Origin of the sequence: Bacillus sp. FSL W8-0640, from assembly GCF_038007725.1 — a bacterium.
GTDB lineage: Bacteria > Bacillota > Bacilli > Bacillales > Bacillaceae_G > Bacillus_A > Bacillus_A cereus.
This window is the reverse complement of record NZ_JBBOXT010000001.1, coordinates 2,497,947-2,517,818: the sequence shown is the minus strand read 5'-3', so window position 1 is coordinate 2,517,818 and position 19,872 is coordinate 2,497,947. Positions and strand designations below refer to the sequence as shown.

Sequence of the window (19,872 nt, the reverse complement as noted above, 5' to 3'; positions counted from 1 at the left end):
AATAACGATTTTGTTAAGTTATACCCCATCCATTTTTCACACGTCTTTCCGCTAAACACATTTGTCTAGAAAACCCTATATTATTAAAAATGGTTATCGACTCTCAACTTGAAATTTTTCACTTTTGATAATGCAACCACCTACAATGGAAATATACCTTTTTCAAAGGAGGCATCTAATGTATATATCAAATAGGATTGGCTTATTTAGTTGGATTGCAACTTGCCTATACTTTTTAATTGAACCTTTCTTTATTTTCACTTCTACAGCATCTTATAACTATTTGCATCATGCAATGAGTGATCTAGGTGTAACAACCTGTGGAGAATTCACCTACGAAATAGCTCCTTATGAAATATGCTCCCCTAATCACTTTTGGATGAATTTACTCTTTATTCTTAATGGAATAACATTTTGTATTGGAGTACTATATATTTCACAACATCTAGAAAAAACAAAAATTAATAAAATAGCAACATTTTTTATAATTATAATAGGAGTTTCCACTATAGTCTCAGGATTAATTCCTGCAGATGTAAACCTAATTGGACATTCTATTCTAGTTTGGATAGGTATGCTTACTGTATTTCCAGGACTATTTATTTTTGCAAAGAATCTTAAAAAAACTAGAAAATGGACATATTTCTGCTTACTAAACTTAATAGTAATAACAATCATTATCTCACTTGTTTTTCTTTTCCCCTTACCTGCAGGTCTACTACAAAGACTTTTTTACTTGGTTCTTTTCGTTTGGGGAACTGTATCAACCTACAAATTAATAAAATAAAGATTTCATTAAAACTTTTCACCTTTTAACTGGACAAGCATATAGTATTGTATGGAGATATCCACTCATAGAAATCTACCTTTCTTGTCCAAGAGCATGCTTATATGCGTGCTCTTTTTGATTGCATTTAAAGATTTCACATTCATTAGAAATGTACATACAATAATCATGATCATCTCATTATTAATCTTTTGGTATCCTTATCGATACACATCTTGGTCATGGAGCATCTTAAAAAGCGCTCTTTATATTTGTTAATAAATAACCATTTTGTTCAAACATACACACGGTATATATTAGTTAAGCATATATTTACATAGACAAGACATAACTTTTTTAAACATGCACAATTTTTATGCATGTTTTTTTATTTAACAAAATAACTATTTTATTATGTTTCCTAACTTACAGTAATGTCCTTAAAAAACATTCATATATATTTATCAGATGCACTTTTAAATTCCAGAGTATCAAATACTTTTAAAAGTTAACTGACCAACAATATTCGACTTATCTTTAAAAACTTATTAAAAATCACTTAGATACAAAAAAGCTACGTTTTATATAGGATAAAAAATTATCTTACGCAAAGGAGCTTGATTATTTGTGAATTACCAAAATGATAATAACTCTAACATTCACAAACCTTGCACTTGTCCATCCCCCACGGCTAACAGTTTAAATGTTGTTCAAACTACCCCATCAATAGTATCGGTAAATTCTGCGATTCCACTAGATACCGTGGTAAATTCTAATGGTACGGCAATCTCATTCACACCACCAACAACTGTTTTACTTGAAGGTGGAAGAACCTATTTGGCAATCTATGAAGTGCAAGTTATCATTCAACCAGGAGGTAATTCGGCAGGTATCACTATGTATCTTAATAATAATCCAATCATTGGCTCTGGTACTTCTCTGGGATATACTGCAGGATTCACTTCTGTATCAGCACCCGCTATTTTCACTACACCTTTAGGTATAACAAGTACTCTTACTGTTAATGTAGGACCATATTCTAATACATTAAATACATTGGGCTTAACTCTTGCTGTTGTAGCATTAACATAATAAAATGTAAAACTCTCTAAAATGATTTTATTTATCCCTTAACTGTCTATTGGGCTAGCCTCTAAGAACTCCACATAACTACATATAGAAAAAGAACATTATTTGGTTCCATAGTACTAGGTGACTCGGCTAGCACAATTGCTGAGTCACCTATTTATCTCTAATAAAATAAAGCTTTTGTTTAATTTATTACTTGTTCTTTTTTATGCATTATTCTATTACAATCCATTTTCATGTTATAATTACCAACAGTACATATTTTAATAGGCACAACAAATTCCTATTATTTCTAAATGGATTAACAAATAAAAATACGTGTAAAAGAATTCAGAGTTTTACTGAATTCTTTTTTATGGATCTTTCAAAATCTTTTACATCTTCCTTCATTCCTTCTTTTTAATAAACTTCAAATTTTATTACAATAACGCTTTTTTAAAATACAATCGCTTGCCTATAAACTTTGTAACCTTCATTTTCTTTCCTATGATTACAACATCCTCCTAACAACCAAGTATTGGTTATATATCCCATATGAACACCTCTATTTTATTGGCATATACTTTGAAGGAAAAAACATTTCACATTAAACATATACCTACAAACTCAGTTGCTAATAATTTGCCGAAAATTACTTAATATTCAATTTTTAAAAGGAGGTATTTATGAGATATAATCGAAAATCAAATTCCAAAAATTCGTGTGATAAATTTCAGCAACCCTGCTTTATTTCTATATCCGCTTGTGATCAAAGTAATTGCTGTACACCTGTTTTTTTCTCGAATTCTCAACAACAAGAATTATTACAAATAATAAATCAATTAAATCAAGCCATCCTTTCTTTTTTCACAACACCAAATCCAACAACTATACAAATACTCCAATCAGCATTACAGGCATTAAATGATTTATTAATAACAGTACAACCAAATACACCAAATAGAAATTTAGTTATAAGAACTATAAATCAATTAATTAATTCCTTACCTACTGCATCCCTCACTCAAATCTCAGCATTATTCCAATTTCTATTCCAAAGCTTGTCTTCACTTATAAGTTGTTCAAATATATCGGACCCCTTATTACAGCAAACATTCAACTTAATTTTACAAGGAATCTTAAATAGTTCGCTATTAAGTAACATCGGAATACCGGGGCCGACTGGAGCCACTGGACCTAGAGGATTTCCTGGACCTAGAGGCGCTCAGGGTTCTCAAGGTGTGCAAGGAATTCAGGGGCCGGAAGGACCAGAAGGACCGGAAGGACCTCAAGGTGTGCCAGGGATTCAGGGACCGGAAGGGCCGGAAGGACCGGAAGGACCTCAAGGCGTGCCAGGGATTCAGGGGCCGGAAGGACCACCGGGACCTCAAGGACTTCAAGGCGTACAAGGGATTCAAGGGCCTCCGGGACCACCGGGACCTACTGGTTCAGGGACCGGAATGGGAATTCCCGGACCACCGGGACCCACTGGACCTCAAGGTGTACAAGGAATTCAAGGACCTGAAGGGCCGGAAGGATCCACTGGACCTCAGGGTGTGCCAGGTATTCAAGGGCCGGAAGGACCACCGGGAACCACTGGACCTCAAGGTGTGTCAGGTATTCAAGGGCCGGAAGGACCACCGGGACCTACTGGACCTCAAGGTGTGCAAGGTATTCAAGGACCTGAAGGACCACCAGGACCTACTGGAGATTGTGATTGTCCACCGGGGCCTACTGGACCGACCGGACCTACCGGGCCAACCGGACCTACATGTAATTTCCTAGTATATGCTACAAATGCAGGACTCATAGATGACCCTACAAATGATACAGTATCTGTAATTAACACCGGAACAAATATAGTAGTTGATACAATTACTGTAGGTAATGCACCACTTGAAGTAACAGTTTCACCAAATGGAGCTCGTGCTTATGTTACTAATATTTTTTCTAATACCGTTTCCGTTATTGATACTGCTACGAATACTGTTATCGCTACCATTCCTGTTGGAACTAATCCAATAGGTGTAGCTGTTTCTCCAAATAACACAACTGTTTATGTTGGAAATCATGGTAATAATACGGTTTCTGTCATTAATGCGGCAACAAACACAGTTATTAATACTATTCCTGTTGGCATCGCTCCACAAGGGATTACTGTTTCCCCAAATGGTGCCTTTGCATATGTTGCAAACGAATTAAGCAACACAATTTCTGTCATTAATACTGCTACCAACACAGTTATTGCTACCATCCCTGTTGGTATTCGTCCTAGAATAATCGTGTTTACACTAGATGGTACTCGTGCGTATGTCACGAATCAAAACAGCAATACGGTTTCTGTTATTAACACCGCTACCAATGCAGTTATTAATACAATTAACGTAGGTACCGAACCTGTTGGCATAGATATTACACCGGGTGGAAACCTTATTTACGTTGTAAATAAAGTTAGCAATAATGTATCGGTAATAAATGTGGCGACAAATACTGTGATTGATACAATTTCTGTTGGTTTATCCCCTGATCAAGTAACCATCATACCTGATGGCACTCGAGCATATGTTACAAATCAAGCTAGTAATACTGTTTCCGTTATTGATATTGCTACGAATACTGTTATCACTAATGTCCCAGTAGGTGTCGCTCCAACCGGAATAGCTACTGGAACTATTTGTGAATAAAATAAAGAAGTGAAAGCCACAGATAGTTTTTATTAACATTGATAGTATGTGATATTCTTTCTTTAACTACGTTCAAACAACCAGGATAAACCTTTATATTCTGTTAATATTCTTTTCTGTTTTGTCTTACAGAACCTGCAGAGCAGCTAGCTGTTGTTAGCTGCTCTCTTTCTATAAAACCCAAATCACATACCAATTAATTTACTAACATTGAATTTTTTAGAATTTAATAATAATATTTACCTATAAAACCATTACCCTTATACAAAGAGCTATGAGCCTTTCCACTCATGACTCTTTTTTTACGATTTTCACTTCACATCTACGCGATTTTGACTAGCTTCTCGACTAAATCCGTCTGGGTATCTTTCTAAAAATAATCATTTTATCTTTTCAGTAAACTTAGTATCTACACAATCAACCTTACCCTTTATCTAAACCGCAACTTGCTCACCAAATCCGCTCATTGGTGGATTGACTACTGTTACATTTTCGTCCTAAACTATTAAAAGTTTGTTGCTACTAACATCAATTTCTACTTTGTTCATATGTCCATCTACCTTTTACTACCACATGTACTCAACAACATCCGTTTTAAAAGCCACTTCCCAAATAAACTCTTACTAGAATTACTACACGACCTAGCTCGTCCACTTTTCTTGAAACACCTGTTTTTTCATACCTTACTTTCCTTTAGTATTTTTATATTTATTTAGAATCTCATGTAAACGTTTCTTATTACCAATCAGTTCTGCTTATCAAGATTTAGATTTAATTAATTGTAATAAATCAGGTGGGGGGTTATGCAGAAATGCTTTCAGGGAAAAGTTTTATAAGGAAATAAAAAATGCAGCAGTGAAAAAAATTAAAACTCGTAATTTAAGACATCCACACGCAACTATACTATTGAAACAAGGAGTTAATCCTAAAATTATCAGTGAGAGATTAGGTCATACAGACATTTCATTAACTCTTAGGATTTATTCTCATGTTTTACCGAACATGCAGGAAGAAGGAGTAAAAAATTTTGGTAAAAATATCCTTGGATAGCTAACGTTTGTAGAATGTTTGCATTTTATAACAAAAAGCCAAACTAATCTTGTATTAACAAGGTTTATTCACTTTAACATATGTTATTATGTATAATACATATGTTAAGTAAATTCAGAATAACGAGGCAAATATTATGGACTTTGTTTATATTAATCAAAACGTATTAAATAATCTTCTATACATTTTATGTAGTATATTTGTTTTTTATTTCATATATGATAGCCGGCACTATTTAAAGAAATATAAAATACTACTGATTACCCTTTGTTCTAGTATCCCGCTTATTTTATGTATGCGATACCCTATCTATATGGATGAAAGTTGTATTCATGATTTAAGACAAATTCCGGTCATAATAGGTACGCTTTATGGTGGATTCCCTGTCGGTATCATATTGTTTACAATTTTATTAATTACGAGATTTTTATTTTATGGCTTTAACATGCTGACAGTTGTTGTTTACGGAATAATGTTCATCGTTACAGCACTCGCATCTTCAAAATTTAATACATATAATAGAAAACTTAAAGTAGCTTTTTCCATGTTTTTAACCTTTTTCCTAGCAATATTTACAACTTTAATTGTATTAACCTTATCAGATTTTGAAGTGAATAATTTGTATATTATTTATTTCATGGTATTACCGACTACTTTAATGTTATTTATTGTTTATATAAATGAAGTTATTAAAGATGCTGTATTAATGCGCCCAAAATTAATTAAAATGGAAAAAATGGAGATTGTTAGCCAACTCGCTGCAAGTATATCGCACGAAGTAAGGAATCCCTTAACGGTTGTAAAAGGATTTACACAGCTTTTAAAAACACAAAATTTAACTCCTGAATCAAGAGACGAATATATTAAACATATACTTGAAGAGTTAAATCGTGCCCAAGAAATTATCGATGATTACTTAACGTTTGCCAAACCTGCTCCAGAAAAACTAGATCAAATTTCAGTAAAACAAGAGTTAAATCGAGTTATTAATATGATATTGCCATTGTGTAATATGAATACGATACATATTACACAGGATTTTTCTGAGGCAACCATTGTTGGTAATAAACAGCACTTTCAACAATGTTTTTTAAACTTAATCAAAAACAGTATTGAAGCAATGCCTAATGGTGGTACCTTAAATATTTCCTCATCTATCAATAATAGTAAAGTTGAAATACGAATTGAAGATAGCGGAGTTGGAATGTCACAGGAGCAAATACATCGATTCGGTGAACCGTATTTTAGTACAAAAACAAAAGGAACCGGTTTAGGTACAATGGTTGCTGTTAAGATTATTGAGACGATGCATGGAAGTTTAAAAATCAGAAGTATCGTTAGTAAAGGAACGACTTTAACGATTACGTTCCCGAAATATAGTAAGAATACGCATTAAAACAAATAAAAAAGGAGCATAGTCGCTCCTTTTTTATTTGTTTCGATACATAAGTATCTTCAATGTTTTTTAGTTTACATTTGTGAAGACTAATTAAAAATTAGTATCCTCCGCCCCAGCAGCTGCATCCTACAATTATTAATAGAATGAATAACACAACTAATAAAGCGAAACCTCCACCAAAACCACAAGAACCACCGTAACTCATATTTTCTCCTCCTTTTGGTTTGAAAACTAATAGGTAGTTGATCATTTTAACTGGTTCGTATTATACATTATGTGTATATCCCTTTTTTGAGCATGTCTACATAAAAATAAGTAAAAGCACTCGTTTAAAGAGTGCTTTAAAATGGATACCAAAAGTTTTGAAATACGTTTAATTTTAAATATACCGCAACAATAAATATGAAAATACCGGCAAATAAAGCGATGAAATCTTCACGTTTCGCCTTACTTGTATAAAACCATGTACGTTTATCCTTCTTTCCAAATCCTCTTAAATCCATTGCATTTGAAACCGTATCTATTCTTTCTAGAGAATGAATGATTAGTGGCCAGAAAATTAAAACACGGTTCTTCATACGAACCCATAAACTTGCTTCTCCTTTTTCAAAAGCCACTCCTCTCGCTTCTTGCGCGTGTTTAATAATTTTATACTCAGACTGGATGTCAGGAATATAACGTAGTGCAATATTTATTGCATAAGTAATCTTATAATGAATACCAAGTTTACTTAAGTTACTTACAAATTCACTTGGATCTGTCGTGTAAATAAAAAGAAGTGTAAATGGTAATAACGTAAAATACTTTAATGAAAGTGTAGCTGCATAAAATAATGTTTCATATGTAATCGTTGCATATCCGACATGTAAAAACGCGGTATATGATTCAGTTAATTCAGATCCATGAGTTGGTGTAATCAATAAAATCATGACAGAGTTTAATAAACTAAATGTAAATATGACACTAAAAACAATTAAAATTTTACGAAATGGAATTTTAGCAATGCTGAGCCCGATACACCCAATAATAAATAATATTAGCAACACCCGAAAATCAAAAAACAAAAAAGTAAGCGTCATACAAAAAATAAATAAAAACAATTTCACTACCCCATCCATACGATGAAAATATGTACTATGCACCTTCCTCCCTCCTATTACTGTCTAAATAAAGCTCCATAAATTTTTCTGGACATGCAATCCCACTAAATTTAACAAGCTTGGTTAAAGAACTCTCTCTTAAGTTGGCTCTTTGTAACGTTTCTTGATCGCCTAATACATCAAACACTGTATTATCCGCAATAATTTTCCCTTCATGTAGAACTACTGCACGGTCTGTATATTCTAGCGCGAGATTCATATCGTGAGTGATAAAAACAAATGAAATTCCCTTTTTAGCTAGGTTTTTAATAAAAGCCATAAATTGTTTATAGTGATAATAATCTTGTCCCGCTGTCGGTTCATCTAATATGATAAGTTTAGGATTTGTTGTTAATACAGATGCGATTGTTAATCTCTTTTTTTGCCCATAGCTTAGTGCTTGAATTGGCCAATTACGAAATGGATATAAACCACAAATTTTTAAAGTTCCTTCTACTCTATTCTTAATTTCTTCCTTAGAAAAATTATGTAATGTTAATGTAAATGAAACTTCTTCAAAAACAGTAGGCTGTGTAATCATATGATTTGGATTTTGCATCACGTAAGATATGATTTCCCCACGTTTACGAATAGACCAAGAACTAATATCTTCACCTTTTAACAAGATTTTCCCATTTTTCATTTTGTTTATGCCTATAAGACTATGAGCTAATGTTGATTTCCCTGCTCCATTATGTCCTAACAGTGCCACAATTTCTCCTTCATATATTGAAAGGTTTACATTTTCTAATACTTTTTGTTTATTAGAGTATGAAAATGATAAATTCTCCACTTTAAGTAATTCCTTGTTTTTAGTATTCCCTTTTAATATGACTTGTTTCTCCATCCACTCTTTTATAACATTGCTTACCTTTTCTTTTTGAAGGTTTTCCATTGGATATATTACGTCATTATTACTATCAAAATGTAATCTCTTTAATGCTTCGATGTAAATAGGCTCTCTTAAGCCGATACGTGGTAATATATTTGACGCTAAGATTTCTTTTGGTGTTCCTATCGCAATGACTTTACCTTCATCAATTAATATAACTTTGTCTAAATCCAGGTTTAAAATTTCTTCTATTCTATGTTCGATAATAACAATCGTTTTATTATATTGTTCATGTATATCTTTCATAAGTTTTATCGTATGTAAGGCGCTTAGTGGATCTAAATTAGCTAACGGTTCATCGAACAATAATATATCCGCATTTGTTGTTAATAAACCCGCTAGAGAAACTGTTTGCTTTTGACCTCCTGATAATTCATGTGGACTTTGTTTATGAAACGTATGCATCTTCACCTTTCTTAATGAGTCCGAAACAATCTTTTTCATGTCATCTTGCTTTACACATTCATTTTCTAAATAAAAAGCTACATCTTCTTCTACTGTCAGACCAATAAATTGAGCATCTTGATCTTGCAAAATTGTTCCTACCTGTTTACTTTGTTCAAAAATACTTCCTTCCCTCGGGTCTTTACCGGCAATTAAAACGTTACCTGTACTATTCCCTTCGTAAGAAAATGGGATTAGCCCATTTATACAATGAGCTAATGTCGACTTTCCTGAGCCACTTCGTCCAGCAATTAGCACTTTTTCCCCAGGGTATATATGAAAGGTAATATCACTTAAAGTAGGCTGCACAGCATACCCATATTGAAAGGTGAATTGTTCAAACGAAATAATTGGTTGCATGTTAACATCCCTACTTTTCAATTTTTAAATGTGTATGTTTCTTATTGGATTTCGCCAAACCAATTGTAAGTGGCAATCCAAGTACTAAGAAAACGATGACATCGGAAATTGTTGCTCCTAATACTTGTATAACAATTTTGTCAAATGGTTCTCCCATCACAATAATATCGAATGCCCCAGCAAATATAATAGCAATGACAATACCAACTAGCCCAGTAATTGCTAAATAAGAAATATCCCCCTTGTTAAATGACCCGTTTTTCACACTAAAACCAACTCTTTTTTGAATAAGCCCCATTGAAAAACCAATAATACCTGAACTAATAACCCAGCCCCACCAAATACCCCAGCCAGCAATCGTATCTGTTACGGTATGACCGATAAGTCCGATTAACAGTCCTGCCACTGGACCAAATAATGCTCCAAAAACAGTTAATATAGCTAATGCTGGTTTAATAAATGTATTCGGTGCAATAGAAAATCCCCAAAGTCCTAATATCCCGTATAATGCTGCTCCAATACCGATTGCTACTACTAACTTTGTTGATAATTTGTTCATGACAATTCCCCTCTCATATTAGTCAACTTTTATTACTCTATATTTAATTTAAAAATGAATTATGCATCGACACTCCCTTTCTATACAACAAAAAAATGACCTCTTACATAAGAGGTCATTTTCTTTCACGTTCAAGAATCCTCTTATCTTTCAAAAAACACATCGTGTCCTCTGCGGAATTAGCACCTTCCTATAAAATTGCATAGGGGTTGCTGAGGTTTCTTAGGGCCGTTCCCTCCACCTCTCTGGATAAGTATTAATTTGTAATTCGTATTATGGCACTAAAGAATGTAAATTTCAACACTTTTCTTACTATTTTTATTTTTTTGTTAAATAGATCATTTAAATCATTGTATTCTTATCGGAATTATGAAATAATAAATTCAAAATCGTTTCGGGAGGAATGCATTATGAAAGTTATTGGTTTGATTGGAGGATTAAGTTGGGAATCTACATCATTATACTATAAACATATTAATACACTTACACTCTCTCAATACGATCAAAATGCAAAGTTAGTTTTATATAGTATGGACTTTGGTGAAGTAACTACTTTATTACAAAATCATCAATACGAAGAAGTGAAAAATGAACTAGTTACAGTTGCAAAGAAAGTTGAAAAATCTGGGGCTGAATGTTTATTAATGTGTTCAAATACCGTACATCTATTTGCCGAGGAAGTAGAACAAGCAATATCTATCCCGCTTCTTCACATTGGTGATGTAAGTGCTAAAGAAATAGTAGAACAGAGTATAAAACGTATCGGACTATTAGGAACAAAACAAACGATGGAGCAAGATTTCTATAAATCACGATTAGCGAAATATAACATTGAGACAATTATCCCAAATGAAGAGGAAAGAACCTTTATCCACCATGTCATATTAGATGAATTAAGTAGAGGGATCATTTCAGAAACATCTAAAGAAAAGTTATTGCAAATTACAAAATCATTAATTCAAAACGGCGCTGAAGGTATATTATTAGGCTGTACTGAAATACCTTTACTTATCTCCCAAAATGATCTTACTGTTCCCGTTTTTGATACTGCTTTTTTACACGCAAATACTGCTGTGCAATTTGCTGGATAAGAATATACAAGCATAAAGGTGAGAACCTCTATGCTTGTATACAGTTACGACTATTTATCCCGCTATTTATGGGTAGTAAAATCCCTACCGATTAAAGTTTTACTTTATTTAAAAGAGATTCAATAACTGCAATTGCTTCTTTTGAACCACCACATTCTAAAAAGCTATCATTAAGTTTTCTTATACCATGTTTATACTTTTCATTTGAAAGAACATCTGTTACGGCCTCTTTTAAAGTGTGCACATTAACATGTTCTTTCAATAGTCTATGTGCCGCTTCAAGCTCAGTTAATCTTTGCGCTATCATTGGCTGGTCTTTATCATGCGGTATTATTACAAATGGGACATTATAATGAATGGCATCGTGTACGCTATTCATACCGCCATGTGTAATAAAAACATCTGCTTCATTTAATATTTCTGATTGAGGTACGTATGGAGCAATTATAAAATTATCTGGTGCTTTCTTAATTTTAGAAATATCATTTCTATCACCAATTGCCATTACAACTATCCCATCAAAATCTGAAAAAGTATCAATACAAGTATTAAAGAATGGTTCGAGTCCTTCAAGCAGTGTTCCCATTGAAATATAAATAACTTTCTTTTCTTTAAGTGATTCCAGTGGAAACTTTATATTTGTTTTACGCTTTGAAATACTCGGTCCAATAAAAATGTTATTTTCTCCGAACGATTCGTTATTAGGTTGGAAATAGCGACTTGTGTATACGAGACAAACATCACCCTTATTATTCATAAATTGAAGATTATTCTTTGGTTTTACTCCAAATTTATGTTCCATCTGATTTAGTAATTTTTCAGAGATTTCCTCTGGTTGGAATGGCATATCTGCATTTGGATGAAAAGGTAATGTCTTCAAAAATTCTGGCGGAATTAAAAATATAGGTGAGGACACTACACCTGGAACTTGTAAATACTCCTTTACTAACTCTCCTGCGCCAAATATATCATAAATTACGAAATCAAAATTTATACTTTCACATAATTGTTTCGTAATTTCTAATATATATAAAGAAGTTTGAACATGCACATGAAAGAAAGCATTTAACCCAGATGAGGTTTCAGCATCAATAGAAATCTCTTTTAATAGATCCGGATGAATATGTACAGTAGCTCCTAAATCTTCAATTCTATCCTTAAAGTTTGCCGTTGTAATATAATGTACGTTATCCCCTCGTTTAGTAAAAGCTTTTACTAAATTTAATGTAGGGTTTACATGTCCCTCTGCTGGAAAATTAACCACTAAAATATTTAGCACTTATTCCTCACTCCTTACATTTCATTGTTTTAATTAAGCATACTGTTATTTGTACAAGTAATCTTCCCCTAATAGTCCTAATATGCTTGCTACATTATATTGATAAATAATTTTCAGTCATCAACATAAAAAAAGCATCTACCTATGTAGATGCCTAACCATGATAAGGAGTGTTCTGTGAGGTTAGAACAAGCTTTTCTGCTTGTCCTATGCTATTAATATATGATTGATTTTATAAAACGTGAATAGTTAATAGAATTATTTTATCCATTTTATATGATCAAATGGATAAAATACCATTTCTACTTTACCTATTATATTTGACTCATCAATAAGTCCAAGTGTATTCCTACTATCTTTACTATGATTACGATTATCACCTAACACAAATAATTTATGCGTAGGAACTTTTATTTCTCTAAAATTTGAAAAACGATTGGATACTTGTGACATATCTAAATGTATATACGACTCATCACGCTTTTTACCGTTAATAAATACCTCATCCTTTTTTAGTTGTATATTATCCCCCGATAATCCAATAATTCGTTTCACATAGTAAGTAGGCTCGTCTTCTTTTTTTATAATGACAACATCTCCATGATGAAAAGACGATAAACAGACATTTACCTTATTAACAAGTATATAATCTTTTTCATTCAAAGTAGGTTGCATCGAAATTCCTTCTACCATACAAAATAAAAAGGACTTATTAATAAAAATAACCCCTATTATAATTAATATGTAGCTACATATGTTCCTCCAATATTTTAGAATAAACAGCTTCATATATACCTCATTTCTAATCTATCCCCAGATAAAAACGCCTCTAGTTTACAGGAATGCTAGAGACGTTTCGTACATTTTAATTCTCTTTAGAGGCATCTGTTTTTGGCGCTTCACCAGTTAACCGCTTATTTTTCAAATCAAAATAAGCATCTAAAACTTCTTTTCCAATATCGGAGTTAATGCCCGATTTATCATTTTCAACCCACGGTACTACAACAGAAAATGCTACTTCTGGATCATCATATGGCGCATATCCAGCTAATGTTAAGTTATAACATTCTCTACGATCGCCTTTCGCATTTCGCCCAATTGCATTTTCTCCACCATATACAGTTTGTGCGGTCCCTGTTTTACCAGCTGGTTTATATGGTGCTTTTTGGAACGCTCTTACTCCTGTTCCATCTCCTTCTTGAAATACTTTTCTAAATCCTTCTTTTACTTGATTAATATATTCTTGTTTCATATCGATTCTATTTAAAACAACGGGTTCTATTGATTGTACTACTTTACCAACCTCATCTTTTTGAACGGTTTGTTCTCTAATCTCTTGAACAATTTGTGGTTTCATTCGATATCCTCCATTTGCGATAGTCGAAATATATTGTGCAAGCTGAAGTGGTGTATACGTATCATATTGCCCAATAGAATAATCTAATAAGAAACCAGGCTGATTATCTTTTTTTCCAATTTGCCCTGCAGTTTCATTTGGTAAATCAATACCAGTTTGTACACCTAGTCCAAATTGCCTGAAATAATACCTCATTTTATCAAAATATTCTTGTTTAATATCTAGTGAACTATTTTTTACATAATCCACGCCAGCAATTTTTAATGCTATATTAAACATATAAACGTTTGAAGAAACTTGTAACGCTCTTAGATCGTCTATATCACCAAAATTTTTCCAAGACTTCTTTTCCTTAGTTCCTTTAAACTTCATAGGTGCATCATAAAAATGTGTTCCAGGAGTTATTGCATTTGTTTCAAACCCTGTTAACACTGTCGCACCTTTAACCGTTGATCCAAGCTCATATGAACTTGTCAGCGTGCCTAAAGCATAATCTTCTACTTCCATTTTCCCGTCTTTTTCTACAAGCCTTTTCCCAGCCATTGATAATACTTGGCCATTTTTAGGATTCATCATCACTACGAAAGCACGGTCTAACATTGATTCTGATCCTTTATATTGTTTTAATATTTTTTCTATGCTCTCCTCTACTTTTTTTTGCAATTCCATATCTATTGTTAAAGTTAAATTTTTACCGCTTTTTCCTTCCGAAACCGTTTCCGTTCTAATAGTATTTCCTTGTTTATCAGCAATGCTTCTTACTTCTTTTTTTGTACCATGAAGTACATCTTCGTATTGCTGTTCGATATAACTTTTGCCGACCCTATCATTTCGGCTATAATCACGCACTAAATAATAATCTAATCGTTCACGTGGCAATCCTTCATCAGCATTTGAAACGTTACCAAGGACAGAACGGAATAATCCATCATTTACATAGATTCTCTCCCAATCAACTGATGCGTCTACTCCTGGAAGGTTCGCTAAATTTTCACTAATCACCGCATATTCCTGTTCACTAACGTCCTTTTTAATAATTTGAGGTGCCATTTGAAAACCTGAGGTCATTTTACTTTTAATAGCTAACACTTCTATATCTTTAGCCGTTAGTTCTTGAAGATTTTTATCTGTAACGCGTTTCCTTTTTAAATCTTCTATTTTTTTGTCTAGCTCTTTTCCGGTAATATCCTTATCTCGGAACTTATCTATTTCTTTTTTTGATACTAAGTCTTGAGCCAGTTCTGGATTCAATTGCATCCAAAAGTCTTTCTTATCAGTCTCAGTTAACTTATCTATATCTTCTTGTGGCATTTCAATAATATCTGCAAGTTGTCTTGCTGATTTTAATATTTCTTCTTGTTTTACACCTTTCACCTTTGTATATGTAATCGTACGTAAAGACTTATTATCAACTACTGGATTTCCTTCACGATCAAATATTTTCCCACGTGGTACAGAAAGGCCCACGGTTGCATTTTCTCTCTTCTCTAATTCATTTTTATATGTTTCTCCATCAAAAATTTGCACTTTCCCTAACTGAATAATAATGCCAGAGAATAATAAAAATACACAAAGGAATAAAATATTTAACCGGAGAGGTACTACTCTACCACTTTTCTTCTCTTGCTTTTTCACCTTGTCATAATCTCCTCCTTACAATATTTCAAATAATAATCACATTTCTATATTAAAAGTAATGTACAATTTCTATACATTGCTTTGTACAAATATTAATATAATGTTTAAAACTTAATAGAAATTAAAACAAAGGTAAAGAAAAGGTAAAGTTTACTAAATTAAATATAAAAAATACCCAATAACAAAAAGCTTAGTTTTCACTAATCGCTTTGTTATTGGGTATTAATTGATTTAAGAATTACTACTAGTGCGTATTGCTATACATTTGTCGTCACAATTAGAAAGAGATTGTTTACTTAGTACTTTCGGTAAGTAAATAGTTACTGTTGTCCCGACACCAACCTCGCTCATGATACTAATTGTCCCTTGATGACTTTCAATAATTTTATAACTTAACATTAATCCAATACCAGTCCCTTTTTCTTTCGTACTATAAAAAGGTTCACCTAATCTCTTAATTCTTTCTTCAGGTATTCCTATTCCTTCATCTATTACATGAATGATGACACCATCATCATTTATTTCTTTTATGTGAATTGAAATTTCCCCACCATTTGGCATAGCTTCGATTGAATTTTGCAAAATATTAATAAATACTTGTTTCAATTGATTTTCTGAGCATTCAATAATTATATCTTTGTCATCCGTAAATAGTTCAACTTGAATATTTGTCATAATTGCTTTTGTATTCATTAACGATACGACATTTTTAAAAATTTGATAAATATTTTTCTTTTCTGTATTTATCTCATCTGTTTTAGCAATTGCCAGAAATTCTTGCAGGATCGCTTCTATCCTTTCAATTTCAGAGAGCATAAGATCAAAATATTTTTCTTGATCTTCTTTATTAATTTGAAATAACTGTATAAAACCTTTAATTACAGTTAAAGGATTTCTTACTTCATGAGCCACGCCAGCTGCTAATTGACCAATTGCTGCAAGCGTATCTGATTTATTTAGCAATTCTTCTGTCTTTTTTCTCTCTGTAATATCGCGTACAATAATCATAATTTTATCATGTAATAATGGTAAGCACCTAGCCTCAAAGAAATCAATACTTCCATTAAGTGTGAGTGGATATTCTACAATTACATTCGTTCCTTTTTCCTTCACTTGATTAATGGCTTCCTGAAACTGCTGTGCTACTGAAGATGGTAATACTTCGTAAAACTTTTTTCCCATAAAAGCTTCTGCGGGTACGTAAAACTTTGTAGGAGATCCTGCCTTGTAATCTATAATCGTGCCATCATCTTCTGTTAAGAAACATAAATCTGGTAAAGCTTTAAAAATTAATTCCAGTTCAGATGTTTGTTGTTTTAACTGCTCTTCTATCGCTTTTAAATGTGTAATATCTACACCAACAGCCCAATAACTATATCCTGTTACAGGAAACTGTTCTGATATATTCGACCACATTATTGTTTTGATTTCACCATTTTTACATGTTAAGTGCATTTCCCAATCTCTGAAATTTTTTCCACAAGTTAAAAATTTCTTTTGTATTTGATGGCGATAATTATAATCAGGATACAATAATTGCAGTGCATTTGGATTTCCAATTATTTCTTCAGCGGTATAACCTGTTACAATTTCACATTCTCGATTCCACAAAACAAAATCTCCATTATAATCAAGCGCATCGACCATAACAGGCATGTTTTGTAAAATCGTATGTAGTTCCTCCTCTTTCCGAGAAAGCAACGTTGTACTTTTACTTTGAAATACTTTTATTGCGCCATCTAAAATTAAACTTGAGAGCATTTCAAAGTATTTTTGACAACTGAAAATTTCACTTTTTTTGGACCATACAACAAAAGATCCTAAATGTTGATTGTATAAGAAAATGGGGATTTCAATCTTTGGAAGTTTACTCTTTTTTATCTCATTCATTCCGAATGAAAAAACACATTCTTTTTCAGCATCAAGAAGTTGATGTGATATATTAGTTAATTTATAAAATTGTTCTGCCATGGTTTCTATTGTACTCACATCAATAAGTTCCATTAGCCGCGAATTCATTCCTTTTTCACCTCAATATGTAAAATTAATACAAATCTAAAATTCATACTTCTCCATTATACGAAGAAAGCTAGTGTAGGTATATAGCTGTAGAATAATTATTCGAACAAATTTTATTTTTCAATTAAAATAAGAAAAGAATATATATACTGAATATACCTTTAATTAGTATATATTTCGTTGATTCCTCACTTATTGTCTAGTAACTTGAATTCCTCCTTACATTCACTGAATTTTCACTTGAGAGTCATACACGTTACTAATAGCGGTATAAACATGCAATAAGTATAAAGTTCATAAAATATTCACAATTTTTATGAAAAATATAAACATTTATTCCAATATATTCTATATAATAAAATGTAATAAGGCTTCTATGAATCTCATAGAATACCTTACCCCTAATAAAAAAGAAAAAAGAATCCATTTGGATTCTTTTTTCTTTTTTAATTACATTACATATTTATATAAAGCATGTGCCACACCATGTTCTTCATTTGATAACGTTTCGTATTTACACATTGCTTTTATTTCTTCTACTGCATTCCCCATTGCAATTGATATGTTCGCTTTTTCCATCATAGAAACATCGTTTAGCCCATCACCTATCGCTACAGTGTTTTCAACCGGAATATTAAGATGTTCTGCTAAAGTATATAATCCATTCCCTTTTTGAGCATCTCGATGATTAATCTCTAAATTGTGCCAATATGAAGATGTAATTGCTAAATCTGTATTATGAAGAAATGTTTCTTTGAGTTTTTTTAATTTCTCAATTTCATAAGAAAATGGTAATAGTTTATGCACATGTATATCTGTTTCTACAATTGGTTTACAACTTTCCGCACTATGAAACGCTGTATGCTCAAGATATAATGCTGCGATTGTTTCTAACTCTTTCAAGTCGAAATTTTCTTTTGAATTCTTCACATGCTCAATTTCATTACGTACACTCTCTACTCCATAATCCGGTACATACACACCTTTATCAGTATAGAGCTGATAATATAAACCATTCTCTTCAAGATATTCTACAATTTCAAGTGCCTGCATATTTTGAATTGGATATCTCTTCATCATTTTTTTATCTTTATATATAAGAGCACCATTTTCCGCAATGATTGGACACTCTAAATCAACTTCTAACAATAATCGCTCAATGTCAACAATTGAACGTCCTGTACAAATTGCTACAACATGGCCAGCTTCTTGACATGTTCGAATTGCTTCTGCATTTTCTTTACTTATCATTTTATTCCCCGAAAGAAGAGTTCCATCTAAATCAATTGCGATTAATTTCATTATTTCTTCACCACTTTCTATAAATACACGAGTTCTAATTAATTATTAGGTATCGTTTTCATACAATCCTCGTGAGGTACTTCTTATTTATAATTTATGAAAAGCGTTTCAGGTCAAGAAATAATTAAAAATAAAATCCAAAGCTTTTCTTTTTAAAAAAGCTTTGGATTTTAAACTATGAATTATAACTAATGTATTTTGTCTCACACATGTACACATTTTTTTCTTCAGTTGGTATATATACTTTAAACTTTTCTAACCGTTTTCCATAGACATGAATCGTAATAACGCTTTCATTTTTGCTAATTTCAAGAATATGACAATCCGCTGGTGGAATTACTTTATCTGTTTCTCCTTCTCCCAAATAAAGATTTCCTGTATGTGTTAAATAAACAAGTGAATTTCCAAGTTGTTTCGTTTGTATAAAGTTCTGCACCATAATCCTTCCTGAAAAAACGCCTTCTACTCCCCATGTGCCGTCATGATCATGTAAAGGTGTAGATTGTCCATCTTTCCATACGAGAGCTAGTACTTCAAAACGTTTGAGCGGATCTTCATACAATAAATGTCGTGCATATTGAGTCAAATTGGCCTTCTGTTTATCTAACGGAAGCCATGTTTTCTTTTCTAAAAGTTCTTCTAGTAACTTTTCAATGCCACACACTATTTCTTCTTCAAATAAACCGTTTTCCATAAGATCTGTAACACCTTTAATAAACTTTTGAAATGATTTACTTCCATTACAAGTCAACATAAGAATCCTCCTCTACGTTTTATACAATTCCATATTAAGGTGATTACCGAAAACTCACAATTGAGAAACAA

General features: G+C 32.4%; 15 protein-coding genes, 2 pseudogenes and 1 riboswitch. Of the genes and pseudogenes, 6 read left to right on the top strand and 11 right to left on the bottom strand.

Features of this window, described 5'->3' with window-relative positions:
• The first annotated feature begins 178 nt into the window (after window positions 1-178).
• From N2V80_RS13005 to N2V80_RS12995, 3 genes are all read left to right on the top strand, one after another.
• Entirely contained in the window at window positions 179-787 is a 609-nt protein-coding gene (locus tag N2V80_RS13005; RefSeq protein ID WP_000275962.1) for a DUF998 domain-containing protein, read from the top strand.
• A 606-nt stretch (window positions 788-1,393) separates the two neighbouring features.
• Window positions 1,394-1,858: a hypothetical protein gene (locus N2V80_RS13000; RefSeq protein WP_001109248.1), complete on the top strand. Its 465-nt coding sequence runs from the start codon at window positions 1,394-1,396 to the stop codon at window positions 1,856-1,858.
• A gap of 662 nt (window positions 1,859-2,520) precedes the next feature.
• A complete protein-coding gene (locus N2V80_RS12995) occupies window positions 2,521-4,518 on the top strand; it encodes a YVTN family beta-propeller repeat protein (protein ID WP_061655857.1) in 1,998 nt (665 codons plus the stop codon).
• A 434-nt stretch (window positions 4,519-4,952) separates the two neighbouring features.
• On the opposite strand, the pseudogene N2V80_RS12990 reads toward N2V80_RS12995, so the two are convergent.
• A pseudogene (locus tag N2V80_RS12990) lies at window positions 4,953-5,066 on the bottom strand (DUF3954 domain-containing protein).
• A gap of 196 nt (window positions 5,067-5,262) precedes the next feature.
• Between N2V80_RS12990 and N2V80_RS12985 the strand changes: the two are divergent.
• Window positions 5,263-5,568, top strand: a pseudogene (locus tag N2V80_RS12985) (tyrosine-type recombinase/integrase); the annotation flags it as partial.
• A gap of 136 nt (window positions 5,569-5,704) precedes the next feature.
• The gene (locus tag N2V80_RS12980; protein ID WP_061655859.1) at window positions 5,705-6,964 is read left to right on the top strand and encodes a LytS/YhcK type 5TM receptor domain-containing protein; all 1,260 of its coding nucleotides are present in this window, start codon (window positions 5,705-5,707) and stop codon (window positions 6,962-6,964) included.
• A 100-nt stretch (window positions 6,965-7,064) separates the two neighbouring features.
• Here the strand turns inward: N2V80_RS12980 and N2V80_RS12975 are convergent, their stop codons facing one another.
• The 4 genes from N2V80_RS12975 to N2V80_RS12960 form a co-directional block, all read right to left on the bottom strand.
• Window positions 7,065-7,172, bottom strand: a complete 108-nt coding sequence (locus tag N2V80_RS12975; RefSeq protein ID WP_000120182.1) for a YjcZ family sporulation protein — start codon at window positions 7,170-7,172, stop codon at window positions 7,065-7,067.
• Window positions 7,173-7,308: 136 nt separating this feature from the next.
• Window positions 7,309-8,109, bottom strand: a complete 801-nt coding sequence (locus tag N2V80_RS12970; RefSeq protein WP_000556377.1) for an energy-coupling factor transporter transmembrane component T family protein — start codon at window positions 8,107-8,109, stop codon at window positions 7,309-7,311.
• Window positions 8,102-9,802, bottom strand: coding sequence for an ABC transporter ATP-binding protein (locus tag N2V80_RS12965; RefSeq protein WP_061655860.1), 1,701 nt, complete (start codon window positions 9,800-9,802; stop codon window positions 8,102-8,104). Before N2V80_RS12965 ends, N2V80_RS12970 begins: the two co-directional genes overlap by 8 nt.
• A gap of 10 nt (window positions 9,803-9,812) precedes the next feature.
• On the bottom strand, window positions 9,813-10,361 hold the full coding sequence (locus N2V80_RS12960; RefSeq protein ID WP_001038210.1) for an ECF-type riboflavin transporter substrate-binding protein: 549 nt from the start codon (window positions 10,359-10,361) through the stop codon (window positions 9,813-9,815).
• 140 nt (window positions 10,362-10,501) lie between these two features.
• A riboswitch (SAM riboswitch) is annotated at window positions 10,502-10,617 on the bottom strand.
• Window positions 10,618-10,771: 154 nt separating this feature from the next.
• Here N2V80_RS12960 and N2V80_RS12955 point away from each other — a divergent pair.
• Complete coding sequence (locus N2V80_RS12955) at window positions 10,772-11,452, top strand: aspartate/glutamate racemase family protein (protein WP_000864392.1); 681 nt, start codon at window positions 10,772-10,774, stop codon at window positions 11,450-11,452.
• A 91-nt stretch (window positions 11,453-11,543) separates the two neighbouring features.
• Here the strand turns inward: N2V80_RS12955 and N2V80_RS12950 are convergent, their stop codons facing one another.
• From N2V80_RS12950 to N2V80_RS12925, 6 genes are all read right to left on the bottom strand, one after another.
• A complete protein-coding gene (locus N2V80_RS12950) occupies window positions 11,544-12,731 on the bottom strand; it encodes a macrolide family glycosyltransferase (RefSeq protein ID WP_000932165.1) in 1,188 nt (395 codons plus the stop codon).
• Between the two features lie 258 nt (window positions 12,732-12,989).
• A complete protein-coding gene (gene lepB / locus N2V80_RS12945) occupies window positions 12,990-13,520 on the bottom strand; it encodes a signal peptidase I (protein ID WP_000765192.1) in 531 nt (176 codons plus the stop codon).
• Window positions 13,521-13,596: 76 nt separating this feature from the next.
• Complete coding sequence (locus tag N2V80_RS12940; protein ID WP_000743767.1) at window positions 13,597-15,723, bottom strand: peptidoglycan D,D-transpeptidase FtsI family protein; 2,127 nt, start codon at window positions 15,721-15,723, stop codon at window positions 13,597-13,599.
• A 234-nt stretch (window positions 15,724-15,957) separates the two neighbouring features.
• Window positions 15,958-17,745: a PAS domain-containing sensor histidine kinase gene (locus tag N2V80_RS12935; protein ID WP_016110062.1), complete on the bottom strand. Its 1,788-nt coding sequence runs from the start codon at window positions 17,743-17,745 to the stop codon at window positions 15,958-15,960.
• Window positions 17,746-18,195: 450 nt separating this feature from the next.
• Window positions 18,196-19,047, bottom strand: coding sequence for a Cof-type HAD-IIB family hydrolase (locus N2V80_RS12930; protein WP_000766385.1), 852 nt, complete (start codon window positions 19,045-19,047; stop codon window positions 18,196-18,198).
• Window positions 19,048-19,222: 175 nt separating this feature from the next.
• On the bottom strand, window positions 19,223-19,801 hold the full coding sequence (locus N2V80_RS12925) for a cysteine dioxygenase family protein (RefSeq protein WP_000954437.1): 579 nt from the start codon (window positions 19,799-19,801) through the stop codon (window positions 19,223-19,225).
• Between the last annotated feature and the right edge of the window lie 71 nt (window positions 19,802-19,872).

Bases quoted from the DNA above. Each gene is read 5' to 3' on its own strand.
- N2V80_RS13005 (WP_000275962.1), top strand. From the start codon at position 179: ATGTATATATCAAATAGGATTGGCTTATTTAGTTGGATTGCAACTTGC.
- N2V80_RS12935 (WP_016110062.1), bottom strand. From the start codon at position 17,745: ATGAATTCGCGGCTAATGGAACTTATTGATGTGAGTACAATAGAAACC.
- N2V80_RS12975 (WP_000120182.1), bottom strand. From the start codon at position 7,172: ATGAGTTACGGTGGTTCTTGTGGTTTTGGTGGAGGTTTCGCTTTATTA.
- lepB (WP_000765192.1), bottom strand. From the start codon at position 13,520: ATGAAGCTGTTTATTCTAAAATATTGGAGGAACATATGTAGCTACATA.
- N2V80_RS12925 (WP_000954437.1), bottom strand. From the start codon at position 19,801: ATGTTGACTTGTAATGGAAGTAAATCATTTCAAAAGTTTATTAAAGGT.
- N2V80_RS12980 (WP_061655859.1), top strand. From the start codon at position 5,705: ATGGACTTTGTTTATATTAATCAAAACGTATTAAATAATCTTCTATAC.
- N2V80_RS12930 (WP_000766385.1), bottom strand. From the start codon at position 19,047: ATGAAATTAATCGCAATTGATTTAGATGGAACTCTTCTTTCGGGGAAT.
- N2V80_RS12960 (WP_001038210.1), bottom strand. From the start codon at position 10,361: ATGAACAAATTATCAACAAAGTTAGTAGTAGCAATCGGTATTGGAGCA.
- N2V80_RS12995 (WP_061655857.1), top strand. From the start codon at position 2,521: ATGAGATATAATCGAAAATCAAATTCCAAAAATTCGTGTGATAAATTT.
- N2V80_RS12965 (WP_061655860.1), bottom strand. From the start codon at position 9,802: ATGCAACCAATTATTTCGTTTGAACAATTCACCTTTCAATATGGGTAT.
- N2V80_RS12955 (WP_000864392.1), top strand. From the start codon at position 10,772: ATGAAAGTTATTGGTTTGATTGGAGGATTAAGTTGGGAATCTACATCA.